Raw genomic sequence first — 16,404 nt, 5'->3', positions numbered from 1 at the left:
CGCCATGACGCTCTATGCGAGACGGCGCCTGCTCAACCGGCTGCTGGTGATCCTCTCGATCGCCGCCGCCGGTTTCGGCCTGACCTGGCTTGTTCTCATCCTGGCTTCCCTGCTGCTCGAGGGATTGAGCGGCGTCAACCTGCAGGTCTTTACCCAGACCACGCCGCCGCCGGGTCAGGATGGCGGCTTGCGCAACGCCATCGTCGGCAGCCTGCTGATGACCTCGATCGCCGCCGCGATCGGCACGCCGGTCGGCATCCTCGCCGGCACCTATCTGGCGGAATACGGCCGTGGGCGGAAGCTGTCGATGGTCGTCCGCTTCATCAACGATGTGCTGCTCAGTGCGCCGTCGATCATCATCGGCCTGTTCGTCTATCAGGCGATGGTGATCACCATGGGGCATTTCTCGGCCTGGGCCGGGGCGGTCGCGCTGGCGATCATCGTCATTCCCGTCGTGCTGCGTACGACGGAAGACATGCTCAACCTCGTGCCGAACGGGTTGCGCGAAGCGGCGACGGCCCTGGGGGCGCCGCGCTATTTCGTGATCCGGCGGGTCGCCTATCGCGCGGCGCGCAACGGGGTTATCACCGGCATCCTGCTGGCCGTGGCCCGCATCAGCGGCGAAACCGCGCCGCTGCTGTTTACGGCGCTCAACAATCAGTTCGCCAGCTTCGATATGAACGCGCCGATGGCGAATCTGCCGGTGGCGATCTTCCAATTCGCGCTGAGTCCGTATGAAGAATGGCAGAAGCTCGCCTGGGTCGGCGCCTTGCTGATCACCGCGGCAATCCTTGCCCTGAATATCGGCGCCCGCACCCTGGCCGGAAGGAAGTCCAGCAAATGAATCTTCAGACAGCAGATTCCGTCATGGCGGACCAGGCCGTGCCGGCCTGCGATCCCCCGACCCCGAAGGTCTCGATCGAGAATCTCGCCTTTTATTACGGCGACGCCAGGGCCCTGAAAGGGATCAGCCTGCCGTTGTACGAGCGCAAGGTGACCGCCTTCATCGGGCCCTCGGGCTGCGGCAAGTCGACCTTGCTGCGCGTGCTGAACCGAATCTACGAGATGTATCCCAAGCAGCGCGCCGAGGGCCGCGTCATCGTCGACGGCGAGAACATTCTCGATCCCAGGCAGGATCTCAACCTGCTGCGCGCCAAGATCGGCATGGTGTTCCAGAAGCCGACGCCGTTTCCCATGTCGGTATACGAGAACATCGCCTTCGGGATCAGGCTTTACGAGCGCATCGGCAAGGACGAGATGGATCACCGGGTCGAGGACGCCTTGCGCCGCGCCGCGCTGTGGAACGAGGTGAAGGACAAGCTGAACTCGTCCGGGCTCGGCCTGTCCGGCGGCCAGCAGCAGCGGCTTTGCATCGCCCGCACGGTGGCGGTGCGGCCGGAGGTCATCCTGTTCGACGAGCCCTGCTCGGCGCTCGACCCGATCTCGACGGCGAAAATCGAGGAGCTGATCGACGAATTGAAGGATGACTACACGATCGCGATCGTCACGCATAATATGCAGCAGGCCGCCCGTACCTCCGATTTCACCGCCTTCATGTATCTCGGCGAGTTGATAGAGTTCGGCGAGACGCGGCAGATTTTCACGCATCCTGGCAAGCAGCAGACCCAGGATTACATCACCGGCCGCTTCGGCTGAGCCAGACGAGGTTGAACGATGCCAACCCAACACATAGTCCAGAGTTTCGACGACGAATTGCGCCGGCTGGCCACGCTGATCGTGCAGATGGGCGGCCAGGCGGAATCGCAGCTGGCCAATGCGGTCGAGGCCATGGTCAAGCGCGACAGCGACCTGGCCAATCAGGTCGTGCAGAACGATGCCAAGATCGACGCGCTGCGCAACCAGGTGGACGATCTCGCCATCGAGCTGCTGGCGCGCCGCCAGCCCTTGGCCAACGATCTGCGCGTCATCGTTTCCGCCCTGCGCATTTCATCCGAGATCGAGCGGATCGGCGATTATGCCGCCAATGTCGCCAAGCGCAGCGTGGCGCTGAATCAGTCGCCGCTGGTCAGGCCCGTGCATGCGATTCCGCGCATGGCGGCGCTGGTGCAGGCGCTGATCAAGGATACCCTGGACGCCTATATCACCGGCGATGCCGCCAAGGCCAATGCGGTCTGGACCCGCGACGAGGAAGTGGACGAACTCTATACCAGCCTGTTCCGTGAGTTGCTGACCTATATGATGGAGGATCCGCGCTCGATCACGCCATGCACGCATCTTCTCTTCATTGCCAAGAATATCGAACGGATCGGCGACCATGCCACCAATATCGCCGAGCTGATCCATTATACGGTCAAGGGGCAGATGCCGTCTGGCGAACGGCCCAAGGGCGACGCCACTGCCTACGCCGTATTGTCCGCGCCCGGAGGTAAGCCATGAGCCTGGCGATCAGGCCGCGCGTTCTGGTGGTCGAGGACGAGGCGGCGCTGCTGGCATTGCTGCGCTACAATCTCGAAAAGGAGAATTACATCGTCGACGAGGCGACCGACGGCGAGCAGGCCTTGCTCAAGGTCGCCGAGCATCTGCCCGATCTGATCCTGCTCGATTGGATGCTGCCGCGGCTCTCCGGCCTGGAGGTCTGCCGCCAGCTGCGCCGCGATGCGAATGCGCGCAACGTGCCGATCATCATGCTGACGGCGCGCGGCGAGGAGGCCGACCGCGTGCGGGGGCTGGATGCCGGCGCGGACGATTATATCGCCAAGCCGTTTTCGCCCGGCGAATTGCTGGCCCGCATCCGCGCCGTGCTGCGCCGCATCCGTCCGGCTTTGGCCGAGGAAGTGCTGACCTATGGCGGGCTGGTGATGGACGTGGCGACGCATAAGGTCACGCGCAATGGCCGCGACGTGCACCTCGGCCCGACCGAGTTCCGCCTGCTGCGCTATTTCCTCGAACACCCCGGCCGCGTGCTGTCGCGCGATCAGCTTCTCGATGCCGTCTGGGGCCGCGACATCTATGTCGAGCAGCGCACGGTGGATGTTCATATCCGCCGGCTGCGCAAGGCGCTGAACGCCAATAACGAGACGGACATCATCCGTACCGTCCGCTCGGCCGGCTACGCTCTGGAACTGACGCCCTCGGCGGCGCTGCCGGCCTAGGGCCGACGCGCCAGGCCCGACGCGCCAGGGCCGACGCGCCGCTGGAAGATCGCTCAGCGGCGGGCGATCTGCTTCTTCATGGCCCTGAACAGGGCGTCGACCTTGCCGCCGTTATTCTGGATCACCGATTCGAACTGCTGGCGCTGCGTGAAGGCCATCGACACGCCTTCGACGATCACATCGGTCAGCAGCAATTTGCCGCTCTTGTCGTGCAGCTTCCATTCGACGCGGATCGGCGGACCGCTCGGGCGGTTGATGAAGGATTCGACCAGCGTCTCGCTGCCGGCCTGCTGCGAGGTCGGGCGGACATCCAGCGTCTCGCCGTTATACTGCGCCAGAAGCTGCGAGTAGACCTTGACCAGGTAATCCCTGAACAGGCCGCTGTATTCCTGGCGCTGGGCGTCGTTGAGGCTGCGGCTGTAGCGGCCCAGACAGAAGCGGCCGACGGATTCGAGATCGAGATGCGAGTCCAGCAGGTTGCGGACCAGCGCCTCGCGCTTCTCGTCGGTCAGGCTCGGATCGCGCAGCGCATCCAGGGTCTCCGTTCCGATCTGGCGCACGAAGTCGTTGGCTGCCGGTGCCGCCCGGCTGGCCGGGGCGGCGGCCAGCAGGCCAAGGCCGACGGCAACGAGGGCGCCGAAAAAGCTGCGGCGCTGCAGGCTGATGAAAGACATGGTCGATATCGCCGATGGTTGTCGCATATTTGTGTAACACTCAGAACGAAAATAGGTTTTGCCGCCACGATATGGCCGGATGGCGAACAGATAGATAGCTCGCCCACCCCGATAAGGCCATGCTCTTTTTTCCCAGCGGCGCGGCAATATCAATCTATACAAATACATAAAGATATGTTTATATCTAACGCAAGATGAGCCCGGAACCGACCCTGACCCTGGATATCCTGATGGCGGCATTGCGCGCGGCGGCCGAGCCGACGCGGCTGCGCCTGCTGGCGCTCTGCGCCCAGGGCGAACTGACGGTTACCGAGCTGACGCAGATTCTTGGCCAAAGCCAGCCGCGCGTCTCGCGCCACCTGAAACTGCTCTGCGAGGCCGGCCTGCTCGAGCGCGTGCCGGAAGGCACCTGGGCCTTTTACCGCGTCAGCGGGCGGTTGCCGGGTGCGCCGCTGGTGCATGCCCTCAATGCGCTGCTGCCGGCGAACGACATGACGCTGGCGCGCGATGCCGAGCGGCTGCTGGCGGTCAAGCGCGCCCGGGCCGAGGCGGCCGAGGCCTATTTCCGCGACAACGCCGCGCAATGGTCGGCGATCCGCTCGCTGCATGTCGATGAGGCGCAGGTCGAAAGCGCGGTGGCCAGGCTGATCGGCGATAACGGCCCGATCGAAGACCTGCTCGATATCGGCACCGGCACCGGCCGGCTGCTGGAGATCCTGGCGCCCTCGGTCAAGCATGGCCTCGGGATCGATCTGAGCCGCGAGATGCTGGCGATCGCCCGCGCCAATCTGGAGCGCGCCGGTATCCGCCATTGCCAGGTGCGCCAAGCCGACATGTATGCCCTGCCGCTGCCGCCGAACAGCGTCGATGCCGCCGTGATCCACCAGGTGCTGCATTTTGCCGACGAGCCGCAGAAGGCGATCGCCGAGGCGGCCCGCGTGCTGAAACCCGAGGGCCAGCTTGTCGTGGTCGATTTCGCGCCGCACGACCTGGAAGAATTGCGCGCCCGCCATGCCCATCGCCGGCTTGGTTTTGCCGATGCCGAACTGCGGCAATGGTGCCAGCAGGCCGGACTGCAGACCGATCCGGTGATCGCCCTGCCGGGTCAGCCGCTGACCGTCCATATCTGGCATGCACGCAAGCGCGCTGCCGCCGCCATCCCGTCCTCGCAGAAGAGTGCCGCCGCATGACGCTCATCCCCGATAGCTCGGCCTATGCCGCGCGCCGTCCCGGCCCGCTGAAGATTTCGTTCGAATTCTTCCCGCCCAAGACGGCGGAGATGGAAGAGAGCCTGTGGCGCAGCGTCATGCGCCTGGCGCCGCTCAACCCGCGTTTCGTTTCCGTCACCTACGGCGCCGGCGGCTCAACCCGCGAGCGCACGCATAACACGGTCGTGCGCATCCTGAAGGAGACCGGGCTGAAGCCGGCGGCGCATCTGACCTGCGTCGGCGCCGCCAAGGGCGAGGTGGACGAGGTGGCGCAGCATTACTGGGACGCCGGCATCCGCCATATCGTCGCCCTGCGCGGCGATCCGCCCGAGGGCACCGGCAAATTCGTTGCGCATCCGGACGGCTATGCCAATTCGACCGAGCTGATCGCCGGCCTGCGCAAAATCCGCGATTTCGAAATCAGCGTCGGCTGCTACCCGGAAGGGCATCCCGATTCCACCTCGCCGCGGCTGGAACTGGAACACCTCAAGCGCAAGGTCGATGCCGGCGCCACGCGCTGCATCACGCAGTATTTCTTCGACACCGACGTGTATTTCCGCTTCCTCGACCGGGCCCGCTCGGCCGGCATTACCGTGCCGATCGTGCCGGGCATCCTGCCGGTGACGAATTTCAGGCAGGTCGTCCGCTTCTCCGGCTCCTGCGGCGCCAGCGTGCCGGCCTGGCTGGCCGATATGTTCGACGGCCTGGACGACGATCCGGAGACGCGGCGCATGGTGGCAGCGCATGTCGCCGCCGAGCAATGCCGCCGCCTGCTGGCGGCCGGCATCGACGAATTCCATTTCTATACGCTGAACCGTGCCGACCTGGCCTATGCGATCTGCCATGTGCTGGGCGTGCGGCCGCCGGCGATCAAGGCCGGCGAAGCGGCGGCGTGAGGGAGAATGCCATGACCGATTGGTCCGATCGCAAGGTTCGCCGCACCGCGCTATATGCCGCCGCCAGGCAGCGCATCCTCGTTCTCGATGGCGCCATGGGCACGATGCTGCAGCGGCGCAAGCTGACCGAGGCCGACTATCGCGGCGAGCGCTTCAAGGACGCCGATGGCGACCTGAAGGGCAACCACGACATTCTCAACATCACCCGGCCGGATGTCATTCTCGATGTGCATCGCGAATATCTCGAAGCCGGCGCCGACATCATCGAGACCAACACCTTCAGCGGCACCTGGATCAGCCAATCCGATTATCACCTCGAAGCGGCCGTGCCGGAGATCAACCGCGAAGGCGCCCGCCTGGCCCGTCAGGCGGCGGACGAATACACCGCGAAGAATCCGGACAAGCCGCGCTTCGTCGCCGGCGCCCTGGGGCCGACCAACCGCACGGCTTCGCTGTCGCCCGACGTCAACCGGCCGGATTTCCGCAACATCAGCTTCGACGAGCTGAAAGCGGCCTACCAGGAACAGGCGCGCGGTCTGATCGAGGGCGGCGCCGATCTTCTCCTGGTCGAGACGATCTTCGATACGCTGAACGCCAAGGCGGCCGTGTTCGGCATCTATGAGCTGTTCGACGAACTCGGCGAGCAATGGCCGCTGATGATCTCGGGCACGATCACCGACCTCTCCGGCCGCACGCTGTCGGGCCAGACGACGGAAGCCTTCTGGAATTCACTGCGCCATGCCAAGCCGTTTTCGGTCGGCCTCAACTGTGCCTTCGGCGCCCAGCAGATGCGGCCCTATGTCGCCGAATTGAGCCGCGTCGCCGATGTGCCGGTCAGCGCCTATCCCAATGCCGGGCTGCCCAACCAGTTCGGCGAATACGACGAGGCGCCGCATGCCACGGCTGCGCATTTGCGCGAATGGGCCGAGGCCGGACTCGTCAACATCGTTGGCGGCTGCTGCGGCACCACGCCGGAGCATATCAAGGCGATCGCCGACAGCGTGCGCGGCCTGAAGCCGCGCAAGATCCCCGAAATCCCGCCGGCCTTGCGCCTGTCCGGCCTCGAACCTTTCACCGCCTCTGCCGCATGACCCAGCAAATTCCGGTTTTCATCAATATCGGCGAACGCACCAACGTCACCGGTTCGGCGAAGTTCCGCAAGCTGATCCAGGCCGACGACTACGAAGCCGCCCTGGCCATCGCGCGCCAGCAGGTCGAGAACGGCGCGCAGATCATCGACGTCAACATGGACGAGGGCATGCTCGACTCCAAGGCGGCGATGGAGAAGTTCCTGCATCTGATCGCGGCCGAGCCCGATATCGCCAAGGTGCCGATCATGATCGACAGCTCCAAATGGGAGGTGATCGAGGCCGGCCTGAAATGCGTGCAGGGCAAGGCGATCGTCAACTCGATCAGCCTGAAAGAAGGCGAGGGGCCGTTTCTGGAGCATGCCCGCAAAGTGCTGCGCTACGGCGCCGCCGCCGTGGTGATGGCCTTCGACGAGCAGGGCCAGGCCGATACCGCCGACCGCAAATACGAAATCTGCGCCCGCGCCTACAAGCTGCTGACCGAGAAGGTAGGCTTCCCGCCGGAAGACATCATCTTCGATCCGAACATTTTCGCGGTGGCGACCGGCATCGAGGAGCATAACAACTACGCGGCCGAATTCTTCGAGGCGGCCAGGCGGATCCGCGAGAACCTGCCGCATGCCCATGTTTCGGGCGGCGTGTCGAACGTCTCCTTCTCGTTCCGCGGCAACGAGCCGGTGCGCGAGGCGATGCACGCGGTTTTCCTCTATCACGGCATCCGGGCCGGGATGGATATGGGGATCGTCAATGCCGGACAATTGCCGGTCTATGAGGATATCGATCCGGAGCTGCGCGAGCGCGTCGAGGATGTGCTGCTCAATCGCCGCGAGGACGCCACCGAGCGCATGCTGGAGATTGCCGAGCGGTTCAAGGGTAAGGGCAAAACGCAGGAAGCCGATCTGTCCTGGCGCGAAAAGGATGTCCGCGAGCGTCTGACCTATGCGCTGGTGCACGGCATCGCCGACTATATCGACCAGGACGTGGAGGAGGCGCGCCATCAGGTGGAACGGCCGCTCGACGTCATCGAAGGTCCGCTGATGGACGGCATGAACGTTGTCGGCGACCTGTTCGGCGACGGGCGCATGTTCCTTCCGCAGGTGGTGAAGTCCGCGCGCGTGATGAAAAAGGCGGTGGCGTATCTCACGCCATTCATCGAAGCGGAAAAGGACGCGGGCGCGCGCGCCAAGGGCAAGGTGCTGCTCGCGACAGTGAAGGGCGATGTGCATGACATCGGCAAGAACATCGTCGACATCGTGCTCCAGTGCAACAACTACGAGGTGATCAATCTCGGCGTGATGGTGCCGGCACAGAAGATTCTCGATACCGCACGCGCCGAGAACGTGGACGTCGTCGGGCTTTCGGGTCTCATCACCCCGTCGCTGGATGAAATGGTGCATGTGGCGCGCGAGATGCAGCGCCAGAATTTTCAGTTGCCGCTGCTGATCGGTGGCGCAACGACGTCGCGCAGCCATACGGCGGTGAAGATCGATCCGGCGTACAAGGGCACGGTGAGCTACGTCAAGGATGCATCGCGCTGCATCGCGACCGTTTCGCGGCTGCTCGGCAACGCGGAAGGCGAGCACCGCGAACTCAAGCAGGAATACGCCACGGTGCGCGAGCAGCACGCAGGGCGCGTGCAGAAGGAGATTTTCGTTTCCCTGGCCGATGCGCGTGCGAACGCGCATGCCACCGACTGGGAAACATATGTGCCGCCCGTGCCGCGCCACACCGGCACGCGCGCATTCGATATTCCGCTGGGTGTCGTGCGCGAGTACATCGACTGGACGCCGTTCTTCCAGGCCTGGGGAATGCGCGGCAGTTATCCCGGCATTCTCGAGCACGCGGAGCAGGGCGCGGCGGCGCGCACGCTGCTGGACGACGGTCGCCGGCTGCTTGACCGGCTGATTCGCGACAATGTCGTGCAGGCGCGCGGCGTCGCGGGCATTCATCCGGCCGCGCGCCAGGGTGACGATGTAGCAGTGTTCACGGATGAAACAAGGCAGAGCGTTGCTCACGTATTTCATTTCCTGCGCCAGCAGACGGAGCGTCCGGCAGGCAAGCCCAATCGCTGTCTCGCGGACTTCGTCGCGCCGCGCGAGGGTCCGCGCGACTGGCTCGGCGGTTTCGCGGTGACCGCGGGCATCGGCCTCGATGCGTTCGTGCAATCCTGCCGCGCCGCGAAAGACGATTACACGGCGATACTCGCGCAATCGCTCACCGACCGGCTCGCGGAAGCTTCGGCGGAGTGGCTGCATGAGCGCGTACGGCGTGAGATCTGGGGATATGCGCCGGCCGAACACCTGGACAACGACGCTCTGATCGCGGAACGTTATCGCGGCATCCGGCCGGCGCCCGGTTATCCCGCCTGTCCCGATCACACGGAAAAGCAGCCGCTGTGGCAATGGCTGGACGTGCACGCGTCGGCAGGCATCGAGCTCACCGAGTCCTTCGCGATGTGGCCTGCGGCATCGGTGAGCGGTTTCTATTTCTCGCACCCCGAAGCGCGCTATTTCGGCGTCGGCAGGATCACGCGCGAACAGGTCGAGGATTACGCCCGGCGGCGCGGCGTTTCGCTGTTTTTGGCCGAGCAATGGCTGGCGCCGTCGCTTGCCTACACGCCGGATGAATCTTCCGCCGAAACGGCGGGTGAAACGCGCGGACAACCGCGGCGCGCAAGCGCATGACACGCGCATTTCACGCCGGAATCACCGCAGATTCAGGCTTGACTTGAATGGGGCCTTACAGCAGAATGCCGCCTCCTCGCGTGGGGCTATAGCTCAGCTGGGAGAGCGCCTGCATGGCATGCAGGAGGTCGGCGGTTCGATCCCGCCTAGCTCCACCAAAATGAAAGTGTTACCGGAGCTTGGACTCCACGACGCAGTTCTCTGCGTCCCCTTCGTCTAGAGGCCTAGGACACCGCCCTTTCACGGCGGCGACAGGGGTTCGAATCCCCTAGGGGACGCCACTTCTCTTCTCGTTTGTTTCGGAAAGCCTTGAACAGATCCGGTGACATCCCCTGCGGGGATGGCGTATCTTTTTCCGGAAGGTCTGACCCGGGGGGGTGTTGTGCGAATCAAGCTGGATGTCGAGCAGATACGGGTGGGCATGTACATCGCCGCGCTGGACCGCCCTTGGCTGGAAAGTCCGTTTCTGTTCCAGGGTTTTCTCGTCGAGACGGAAGACGATCTCGAAACGCTCCGCAAGCACTGCAATTACGTGTTCATCGATGACGTGAAGTCAAGGGACAGCGATGAAGTGCGCCGTCTGATCGACGCGGTCGGCACGACCGCGGACGCCACGGGCAAAACCGACCGGCAGACCGCCGAGCGCGTACAGCAGGGCAGTGCCGACAGCTTCCGCAGCAATCTGCGCCACGCCACGCAATCCTTCCGCAAGTCCACCGACGGGGTAATCCGTTTTTTCAATGACATGCGCCTTGGCAAGAGCGTCGAAACCGAGGACGCGAAGGCGATCGTCAGCGAACTTGTCACCACGATTTCCTCGAATGTGAACACCGCGCTGTGGCTGACGAATCTGCGGACGCAGCATGAAGCAACGGCGGCGCACTGTCTGAACACGTCGATTCTCGCGCTGGCATTCGCGCGCCACCTCGGCTATCCGCTGGAACAGTTGCAAGAGGTCGGCATGGGCGCGTTGCTGCACGACCTTGGCATCGCCCGCGTGCCCAACGCGGTGCTCAACAAGCCGGGCAATCTGACGGAAGACGAGTTCGAGATCGTCAAGAAGCATCCGCGCGATGGCTACCACGTATTGAAACTCACGCGTGAAATTCCGGCGCCCGCGCTGGACATCGTGCTGCATCATCATGAGCGCGTGAATGGCAGCGGTTATCCCGACGGGCTCAAGGACGACGAGATCCGCGAGCCGGTGCGCATCGTCGCCATCGCCGACATGTACGATTCGATGACGACGGAACGGGTATACCGCAAGGCAATGACGCCGCAGGATGCATTGACCGCCATGCACAAGCGCGCCGAATCGGATTTCGGCAAGCGTTTGATGGAAGAATTCATCAAGTGCGTCGGCATCTATCCGATCGGCAGTCTCGTGCTGCTCGACACCGGCGCGCTTGGCGTCGTTGTTTCCTCGAACCCCGATGCGCGTCTCAAGCCGCTGATCCTGCTCGTCCGCGATGAGGATGGCAGGAACGTCTTTCCACGCAAACTGGTCAACCTCGCGACGGTTTCCGGGCAGCGCAGCGCGCAGGCGTGGACGGTTTCGCGCGTTGTTGCGCCGGCCGATTACGGCATCGATATCGCGTCCATTGCCGCCGAAGAAATGCGCCTCAACTGACGGATCCAATGCCGCGCGCGAACCCTCTCGCTTATGAACCCGCCGCCGCCCTGCGTCATTTGCGCCGCGATCCGGCAATGCGGGAACTGATCCGCAAGGCCGGTCCGTTCACGCTGGTTCCACGCCGTCCCGCAGCGCCATTTCCCGCCTTGCTGCGCTCGATTGTCTATCAGCAGCTTTCCGGCAAGGCCGCCGCGACGATCCACCGCCGTGTCCTGGAATTGTTTCCCGGCCGCGGCCATCCTTCCCCCGCGCAGTTCCTCACGGTCGATGACACCGCGTTGCGCGCCGCGGGCCTGTCGAACAACAAGTCCCGCGCGGTGCGCGATCTCGCGGAACGGGTGCTGGACGGAACGGTGCCTTCCTTGCGCCGCCTGCGCGGCATGGATGACGAGGAAATCATTGCGCGTCTGACGGCCGTGCGCGGCGTCGGGCGCTGGACCGTGGAAATGCTGCTGATCTTCGCGCTGGGACGGCCAGATATCCTGCCGCTGAACGATCTCGGCGTACATCGCGGTTTCTGCCGTGTTTACGGCGGCGAACCCGATGCCGCGGTGCTTGCGGCGCGCGGCGAAGTCTGGCGGCCGTTTCGTTCCGTTGCCAGCTGGTATCTGTGGAGAGCGGCCGATTTGCCGCCGGAAAGCCTGCCAGGCTGATTTTTCGCCCGTTTGCATGCCTGTTGCGCCGGTTCGGGTGCAATGCCTTGAAATCCGCCCATCCCGCTGACATTGCAGTAGAGGGAGAGCGAGCGGAGAAGCGCATGGACAGGATCATGATCGTCGTCGACACGCGGATGCGCCACAGCACTGCGTTCCAGCGGGGCGTGGCGCTGGCCGGAAAGACGGGCGCATCACTGATATTGCTGCTCGTGGATCACAACCCGGCGGTGGAACGTGCGCGCATTCTCGATCCCGGGACCCATGCCCAGGCCGTGCAGGGCTTTCTTGCGGTGCGTCGCCGCTGGCTGGACTTCGAGGTCGCGAAACTTCAGGAGCAGGGCATGCGGGCCGCCGGTATTGCCGCATGGCACAAACCCGCCTATGAGGAAATCTCGCGCCAGGCGATGCGGCAGGCGCCGGATATCGTCATCAAGGATGCCGCCGAGACGGGCAGGTTCTCCCGCGCGGTGTTCACCCCGGTTGACTGGCACCTGCTGCGCCTGTGTCCTGCGCCGCTGCTTGTGGTCAGTCCGCATTCCAGCACGTGGCCGCAGCGCATTCTCGCCGCCGTCGACCCCTTCGATACGCACGGGAAGCCGGCCGGACTCAACGACGCAATCCTGCGCGCGGCACTGATCCTGGGCAGGCAGTGTGATGCGCCGGTACACCTTGTCCACGCATGGCAGTACGGAGCTGCGGCCACGCCGCCGCCGGATGCGGGGCTGGCCGGCATCGGCACGGCGCTGTTCGAGGAGCTGCGCGACGAACACCGGCAGGATTTCATCGCTCTGGGCGAGAAGTACGGCGTCCCGGCCGGCCGCATGCATTTGCTTGCCGGACCGCCGGCGGAAGTGATCGCCACGCTGGCCGAGGACATCAACGCGGATCTGGTTGTGCTGGGAACCGCGCAACGCACAGGACTGGAACGGGTGCTGATGGGGGCCACGGCGGAGGATATTCTCGACAGCATCAACAGTGATGTGCTGGCGATCAAGCCGGCGGGTTTTGCGGAAACGCTGAAAGCCGAGCTTGCCGGCCGGGAGCGAGGCTTCGGGAATGGGTAAATCCCGCTCAAATATGAGCCTTTTCCTTATTGATTTCAGTATTTCAGCAGGAAATTGCAGTAGCACTTGCCGCCGATACCAGTTAATTTCCAGCTTCCGACAGTTCTGGGGAGAGCATCGAGAGTCATGAATCCGAACAACTTCCGCCTGCGGCGGTTTTTTTATGTCCTGCTGGCCTCTTCCAGCCTTGCCGCCTGCGGCGGCGGTAGTGGTGGTGGCGGCGGTACCGACACCGACAACGACAACGACGATGACGACGATGACGAGAATCCGGCGATCGTCTACAACTGCGACGGTACCGGCAACGTCGTCATTGACGGAAAGGCGAAGTACGAATTCGTACCGGCAGTCGAAGGCGGCGCCTCCGGCCCCTACCTCGATTACGATGCCGCCAAGCTCCGACCGATCCGCCAGGCGGAAATCCAGGCGATCTGCCCGGACGGCTCGAGTGTCTATGACACCGGGGTAACGGACGATTCGGGCGCATACAGCCTGTCCGTGCCCGAGAACGTCGATGTGGCGATCCGTGTTCGCGCGCTGACTGCCGCCACGGGCGGCCCCGCGTGGGACCTGCAGATCGTTGACAACACGAACGGCCAGGCCGTCTGGGCAGTGCAAGGCGATGATTTCGACAGCGGCACCGGCAGCGCCACGGTGAACCTGCGTGCCGGGTCCGGCTGGGACGGTTCGTCCTACGCCAACGATCGCGCCGCCGGCCCGTTCGCGATCATGGACACCATTTACACGGCGATGCTCAAGGTGATGAGCGCGGAACCCGCCGCCAGTTTCCCGGCGCTCATGGTCAACTGGAGCCCGGAAAACCTGGCCTGCAGCAGCGATCAGCCGTTTCCGTTCGCCGACGGCTGCGTGGGCACGAGCTTCTTCTCGAATTTCGGCGGCAGTGACGGACGCAACATCTTCATTCTCGGCGGTGAAGACGGCGACACCGATGAATACGACGACCACATCATTGTTCACGAATGGGGTCATTACTATGAGGACGCGTTCGCGCGTTCCGATTCCATCGGCGGACAGCACACCGGCGGCAGCCGGCTGGATATGCGGGTTGCCTTCGGCGAAGGCTGGGGCAACGCCTGGTCGGGTATCGCGACCGACGATCCGGTTTACGTCGACACGTCCGGCTCCGGCCAGGCGGGCGGCTTTTCGTTCAACGTCGACGACGAGACGGAAACCAACCCGGGCTGGTGGAACGAGTCGTCAGTCCAGGAGATTCTCTACGATCTCTATGACAGTGGCGTGGGCGACGATGACATCGCGGCACTCGATTTCGCGCCGCTGCACGCCGTTCTGACCGACGAGCAGCGCAACACCGCGGCCGCCACCAGCATCTTCCCGCTGATTCATTTCCTGAAGCAGGATTTTGCCGCCGACGTGGCAACGCTGGCGGCGATCGATGCGGTGGTGAAGTCGCATGATATTTCGATAATCACGGACGAGTGGGGCGCTGGCCGCGGCAATGACGAGGCCGATGAAGCGCCGCCGGATGCCGATGCGGGGGCGGGCTACGTGTCGCCGATCTACACGGACATTTCCGCGGCTGTCGCAGGCGGGACGACAACGGTCGTCTGCGGCACGAACGAATACGCGGATGCCGGCAACGAATACAACCGCATCGGCGCGCGCCGCTTCATGACATTCCAGGTGCCGGCCAGCGATAACTGGCTGGTGACGCTGGATGGTTCGGCGAACAACGGAAATCTCGGCGGTACCGCGCCCGGCAACACGGATCCGGACTTTTTCATCGCCCTGAATGGCGAACCTGTCACGGCGGATTTCGTTCAGGAGGAGCCCGCTTCCGGCGTCGACAACTCCGCGGCGGATCCGAATCCGGATGGCGTCGGTCCGGGCATCGAGACGGCAACGGTTGCGCTGGTCGCCGGCGAGTTGTACACGATCGAAGCCGTCGAATATCTCAACGTCGACGATGACAATGCCACCGGCGGTGATGGCGTCTGTCTCGATCTCACGTTCGTACAGCAGTGAGCGGAGGAATGAACATGCGCAGACTGATTATTGCCGCCATCTCGGGCACGCTCCTTGTCGCGCCCCTGGTGCAACCGGCCGCTGCAAAGCCGGTTGCCGAATTGCCGGAGGCGACATCGGCGATGCCGTATCGATCGCCCGGCAAGCCGTCGCATCCGATCTCCGTGGATGTCGTCATGGATGCACCATTAAAGGCCGGCACGGAAAGCACCGGCCGGCTGTCGATTCACAGCGCGCTGCCGCTTCGAAGCCTGGACGTGCTGCTGAAACCGGAAGCGGGACTGACAGTACTTTCCAACGGGCTCATGGAGAAGCGCGTGAACGGCGTGGCCGCGAACAAGGCGGTCACCATGCCGTTGAAGGTCACTCCGGGCAGCGATGCGGCGCGCGAATTGCGCGTCGTCATCCGGGCCGTCAAGGAAAACGGGACGGTCGTTACCCGCGAAGCCGGCCTTCTTCTCGGTGATGAACCGAAGAAGCACAGCAAGGTATTGCGCGAGGAAGGCACCCAGGCGGCGACCGGCGTGCAGGACCAGGATGCGGTGATGAAGGCGGAACAGGAAATCACCCGTCATTGAACACCGCCTCCGCGGACTCGAAACGCCGCCTCAGGGCGGCGTTTTGTTTTTTCCTGCAGGATCGCCCGGCTTGAATCGACCTGTTACAGGAGTAGACTCGCCGCGTCGAAAAGGGGCGCGCTGGCCGTTACCAGGGGAGAGCCGATGAGAACCGAGTGGGCAGTACTCGCGGACACGCAGCGCGCGCGAATATTCGCGCGCATCGGCGGCGCCGGCTGGCAGAGCATTCGCGACCTGACCCGTACTGGCGGCAGCGACGAACGGAACGGCCGTGAACTGCGCCTGCCGTCGGCCATGCAGAAACTTCAGGATACTGCCGGCAGGGTGCCGGACGACGATTTCCTCGACCGCCTCGCGCGTGAACTGCGAATCGCGCGCAAGCGCGGCGACTTCGACGGCCTGATCCTGGTGGCATCGCCCGACGTTCTCGAGCTCCTGCAAGCCGCGCTCGATTCCGCGACCAAGCGCAAGCTGACCGTGGCCGTTGCCGAGAATCTCGTCAGTCTTCCCGTCCGCGAGGCACGCCGGCAGTTGTCGCGGCGCTTCTGAATGCCCTTCTGAATGCCGTGCAAGGCAGGCTGACGGCGCTACCGATGCCGCTCCATCACTTCGCCCGTTTCACCCCGGCCGCTCTTTGCACGCGATTGCGCCCCGCGTGTTTCGCCTTGTAAAGCGCTTCATCGGCCGCCTTGATGACATCGGCCGGGGATTGTTCCCGGCTGACGCATTCCGCCACACCCGCGCTCACCGTGACCCGGATTCCCGACGCCACGGCCGTGACGCCAGCCGCGATGTCGCCGCCACTG

Annotated in this window: 16 protein-coding genes and 2 tRNA genes; 16 read left to right on the top strand and 2 right to left on the bottom strand. The window is 64.1% G+C overall.

The annotated features are described in order from the left end of the window. The first annotated feature begins 4 nt into the window (after positions 1-4). The 4 genes from pstA to phoB are packed head-to-tail and all read left to right on the top strand — an operon-like array spanning position 5 to position 3,113. Positions 5-844, top strand: coding sequence for a phosphate ABC transporter permease PstA (gene pstA / locus VF194_RS09440; protein WP_330890322.1), 840 nt, complete (start codon positions 5-7; stop codon positions 842-844). A gap of 23 nt (positions 845-867) precedes the next feature. Beyond that, positions 868-1,656 carry a phosphate ABC transporter ATP-binding protein PstB gene (pstB, locus tag VF194_RS09435; protein WP_330890502.1) on the top strand — a complete coding sequence of 263 codons (789 nt, stop codon included), beginning with the start codon at positions 868-870 and terminating at the stop codon, positions 1,654-1,656. An 18-nt stretch (positions 1,657-1,674) separates the two neighbouring features. Further along, positions 1,675-2,397: a phosphate signaling complex protein PhoU gene (phoU, locus tag VF194_RS09430; protein WP_330890320.1), complete on the top strand. Its 723-nt coding sequence runs from the start codon at positions 1,675-1,677 to the stop codon at positions 2,395-2,397. Continuing rightward, the gene (gene phoB / locus VF194_RS09425; RefSeq protein WP_330890318.1) at positions 2,394-3,113 is read left to right on the top strand and encodes a phosphate regulon transcriptional regulator PhoB; all 720 of its coding nucleotides are present in this window, start codon (positions 2,394-2,396) and stop codon (positions 3,111-3,113) included. Before phoU ends, phoB begins: the two co-directional genes overlap by 4 nt. A gap of 53 nt (positions 3,114-3,166) precedes the next feature. Here the strand turns inward: phoB and VF194_RS09420 are convergent, their stop codons facing one another. Beyond that, the gene (locus VF194_RS09420) at positions 3,167-3,787 is read right to left on the bottom strand and encodes an ABC transporter substrate-binding protein (RefSeq protein ID WP_330890316.1); all 621 of its coding nucleotides are present in this window, start codon (positions 3,785-3,787) and stop codon (positions 3,167-3,169) included. Positions 3,788-3,981: 194 nt separating this feature from the next. On the opposite strand from VF194_RS09420, the gene VF194_RS09415 reads away from it, so the two are divergent. From VF194_RS09415 to VF194_RS09360, 12 genes are all read left to right on the top strand, one after another. Further along, a complete protein-coding gene (locus VF194_RS09415) occupies positions 3,982-4,977 on the top strand; it encodes a metalloregulator ArsR/SmtB family transcription factor (RefSeq protein WP_330890314.1) in 996 nt (331 codons plus the stop codon). Continuing rightward, positions 4,974-5,891: a methylenetetrahydrofolate reductase [NAD(P)H] gene (metF, locus tag VF194_RS09410; protein WP_330890312.1), complete on the top strand. Its 918-nt coding sequence runs from the start codon at positions 4,974-4,976 to the stop codon at positions 5,889-5,891. Before VF194_RS09415 ends, metF begins: the two co-directional genes overlap by 4 nt. Positions 5,892-5,902: 11 nt before the next feature. After that, positions 5,903-6,982, top strand: a complete 1,080-nt coding sequence (locus VF194_RS09405; protein WP_330890310.1) for a homocysteine S-methyltransferase family protein — start codon at positions 5,903-5,905, stop codon at positions 6,980-6,982. Beyond that, a complete protein-coding gene (gene metH / locus VF194_RS09400) occupies positions 6,979-9,663 on the top strand; it encodes a methionine synthase (protein WP_330890308.1) in 2,685 nt (894 codons plus the stop codon). Before VF194_RS09405 ends, metH begins: the two co-directional genes overlap by 4 nt. Positions 9,664-9,745: 82 nt before the next feature. Continuing rightward, a tRNA-Ala gene (locus tag VF194_RS09395) sits at positions 9,746-9,821 on the top strand. A 47-nt stretch (positions 9,822-9,868) separates the two neighbouring features. Continuing rightward, positions 9,869-9,944 (top strand) — tRNA-Glu (locus tag VF194_RS09390). A gap of 101 nt (positions 9,945-10,045) precedes the next feature. Further along, positions 10,046-11,293, top strand: a complete 1,248-nt coding sequence (locus tag VF194_RS09385) for an HD-GYP domain-containing protein (protein WP_330890306.1) — start codon at positions 10,046-10,048, stop codon at positions 11,291-11,293. A 77-nt stretch (positions 11,294-11,370) separates the two neighbouring features. Continuing rightward, positions 11,371-11,949 carry a DNA-3-methyladenine glycosylase 2 family protein gene (locus tag VF194_RS09380; RefSeq protein ID WP_330890304.1) on the top strand — a complete coding sequence of 193 codons (579 nt, stop codon included), beginning with the start codon at positions 11,371-11,373 and terminating at the stop codon, positions 11,947-11,949. Positions 11,950-12,053: 104 nt separating this feature from the next. Continuing rightward, positions 12,054-13,016: a universal stress protein gene (locus tag VF194_RS09375; RefSeq protein WP_330890302.1), complete on the top strand. Its 963-nt coding sequence runs from the start codon at positions 12,054-12,056 to the stop codon at positions 13,014-13,016. A gap of 126 nt (positions 13,017-13,142) precedes the next feature. Beyond that, positions 13,143-15,020 carry a hypothetical protein gene (locus tag VF194_RS09370; protein ID WP_330890300.1) on the top strand — a complete coding sequence of 626 codons (1,878 nt, stop codon included), beginning with the start codon at positions 13,143-13,145 and terminating at the stop codon, positions 15,018-15,020. A gap of 14 nt (positions 15,021-15,034) precedes the next feature. Continuing rightward, on the top strand, positions 15,035-15,598 hold the full coding sequence (locus VF194_RS09365) for a hypothetical protein (RefSeq protein WP_330890298.1): 564 nt from the start codon (positions 15,035-15,037) through the stop codon (positions 15,596-15,598). Between the two features lie 144 nt (positions 15,599-15,742). Beyond that, positions 15,743-16,147, top strand: coding sequence for a host attachment protein (locus VF194_RS09360; protein ID WP_330890296.1), 405 nt, complete (start codon positions 15,743-15,745; stop codon positions 16,145-16,147). Between the two features lie 55 nt (positions 16,148-16,202). Here VF194_RS09360 and VF194_RS09355 read toward each other — a convergent pair. Continuing rightward, the coding region (locus VF194_RS09355) for a diguanylate cyclase (RefSeq protein ID WP_330890294.1) at positions 16,203-16,404 on the bottom strand (202 nt) is incomplete at its 5' end.

The organism is Ferrovibrio sp. (genome assembly GCF_036381655.1).
In the GTDB taxonomy this organism is placed as follows: Bacteria; Pseudomonadota; Alphaproteobacteria; order Ferrovibrionales; family Ferrovibrionaceae; genus Ferrovibrio.
Note: the sequence above shows the minus strand (reverse complement) of the source record. Positions and strands in the feature narration are given on the sequence as shown.

Bases quoted from the DNA above. Each gene is read 5' to 3' on its own strand.
- pstA (WP_330890322.1), top strand. From the start codon at position 5: ATGACGCTCTATGCGAGACGGCGCCTGCTCAACCGGCTGCTGGTGATC.
- pstB (WP_330890502.1), top strand. From the start codon at position 868: ATGGCGGACCAGGCCGTGCCGGCCTGCGATCCCCCGACCCCGAAGGTC.
- phoU (WP_330890320.1), top strand. From the start codon at position 1,675: ATGCCAACCCAACACATAGTCCAGAGTTTCGACGACGAATTGCGCCGG.
- phoB (WP_330890318.1), top strand. From the start codon at position 2,394: ATGAGCCTGGCGATCAGGCCGCGCGTTCTGGTGGTCGAGGACGAGGCG.
- VF194_RS09420 (WP_330890316.1), bottom strand. From the start codon at position 3,787: ATGTCTTTCATCAGCCTGCAGCGCCGCAGCTTTTTCGGCGCCCTCGTT.
- VF194_RS09415 (WP_330890314.1), top strand. From the start codon at position 3,982: ATGAGCCCGGAACCGACCCTGACCCTGGATATCCTGATGGCGGCATTG.
- metF (WP_330890312.1), top strand. From the start codon at position 4,974: ATGACGCTCATCCCCGATAGCTCGGCCTATGCCGCGCGCCGTCCCGGC.
- VF194_RS09405 (WP_330890310.1), top strand. From the start codon at position 5,903: ATGACCGATTGGTCCGATCGCAAGGTTCGCCGCACCGCGCTATATGCC.
- metH (WP_330890308.1), top strand. From the start codon at position 6,979: ATGACCCAGCAAATTCCGGTTTTCATCAATATCGGCGAACGCACCAAC.
- VF194_RS09380 (WP_330890304.1), top strand. From the start codon at position 11,371: ATGCGGGAACTGATCCGCAAGGCCGGTCCGTTCACGCTGGTTCCACGC.
- VF194_RS09375 (WP_330890302.1), top strand. From the start codon at position 12,054: ATGGACAGGATCATGATCGTCGTCGACACGCGGATGCGCCACAGCACT.
- VF194_RS09370 (WP_330890300.1), top strand. From the start codon at position 13,143: ATGAATCCGAACAACTTCCGCCTGCGGCGGTTTTTTTATGTCCTGCTG.
- VF194_RS09365 (WP_330890298.1), top strand. From the start codon at position 15,035: ATGCGCAGACTGATTATTGCCGCCATCTCGGGCACGCTCCTTGTCGCG.
- VF194_RS09360 (WP_330890296.1), top strand. From the start codon at position 15,743: ATGAGAACCGAGTGGGCAGTACTCGCGGACACGCAGCGCGCGCGAATA.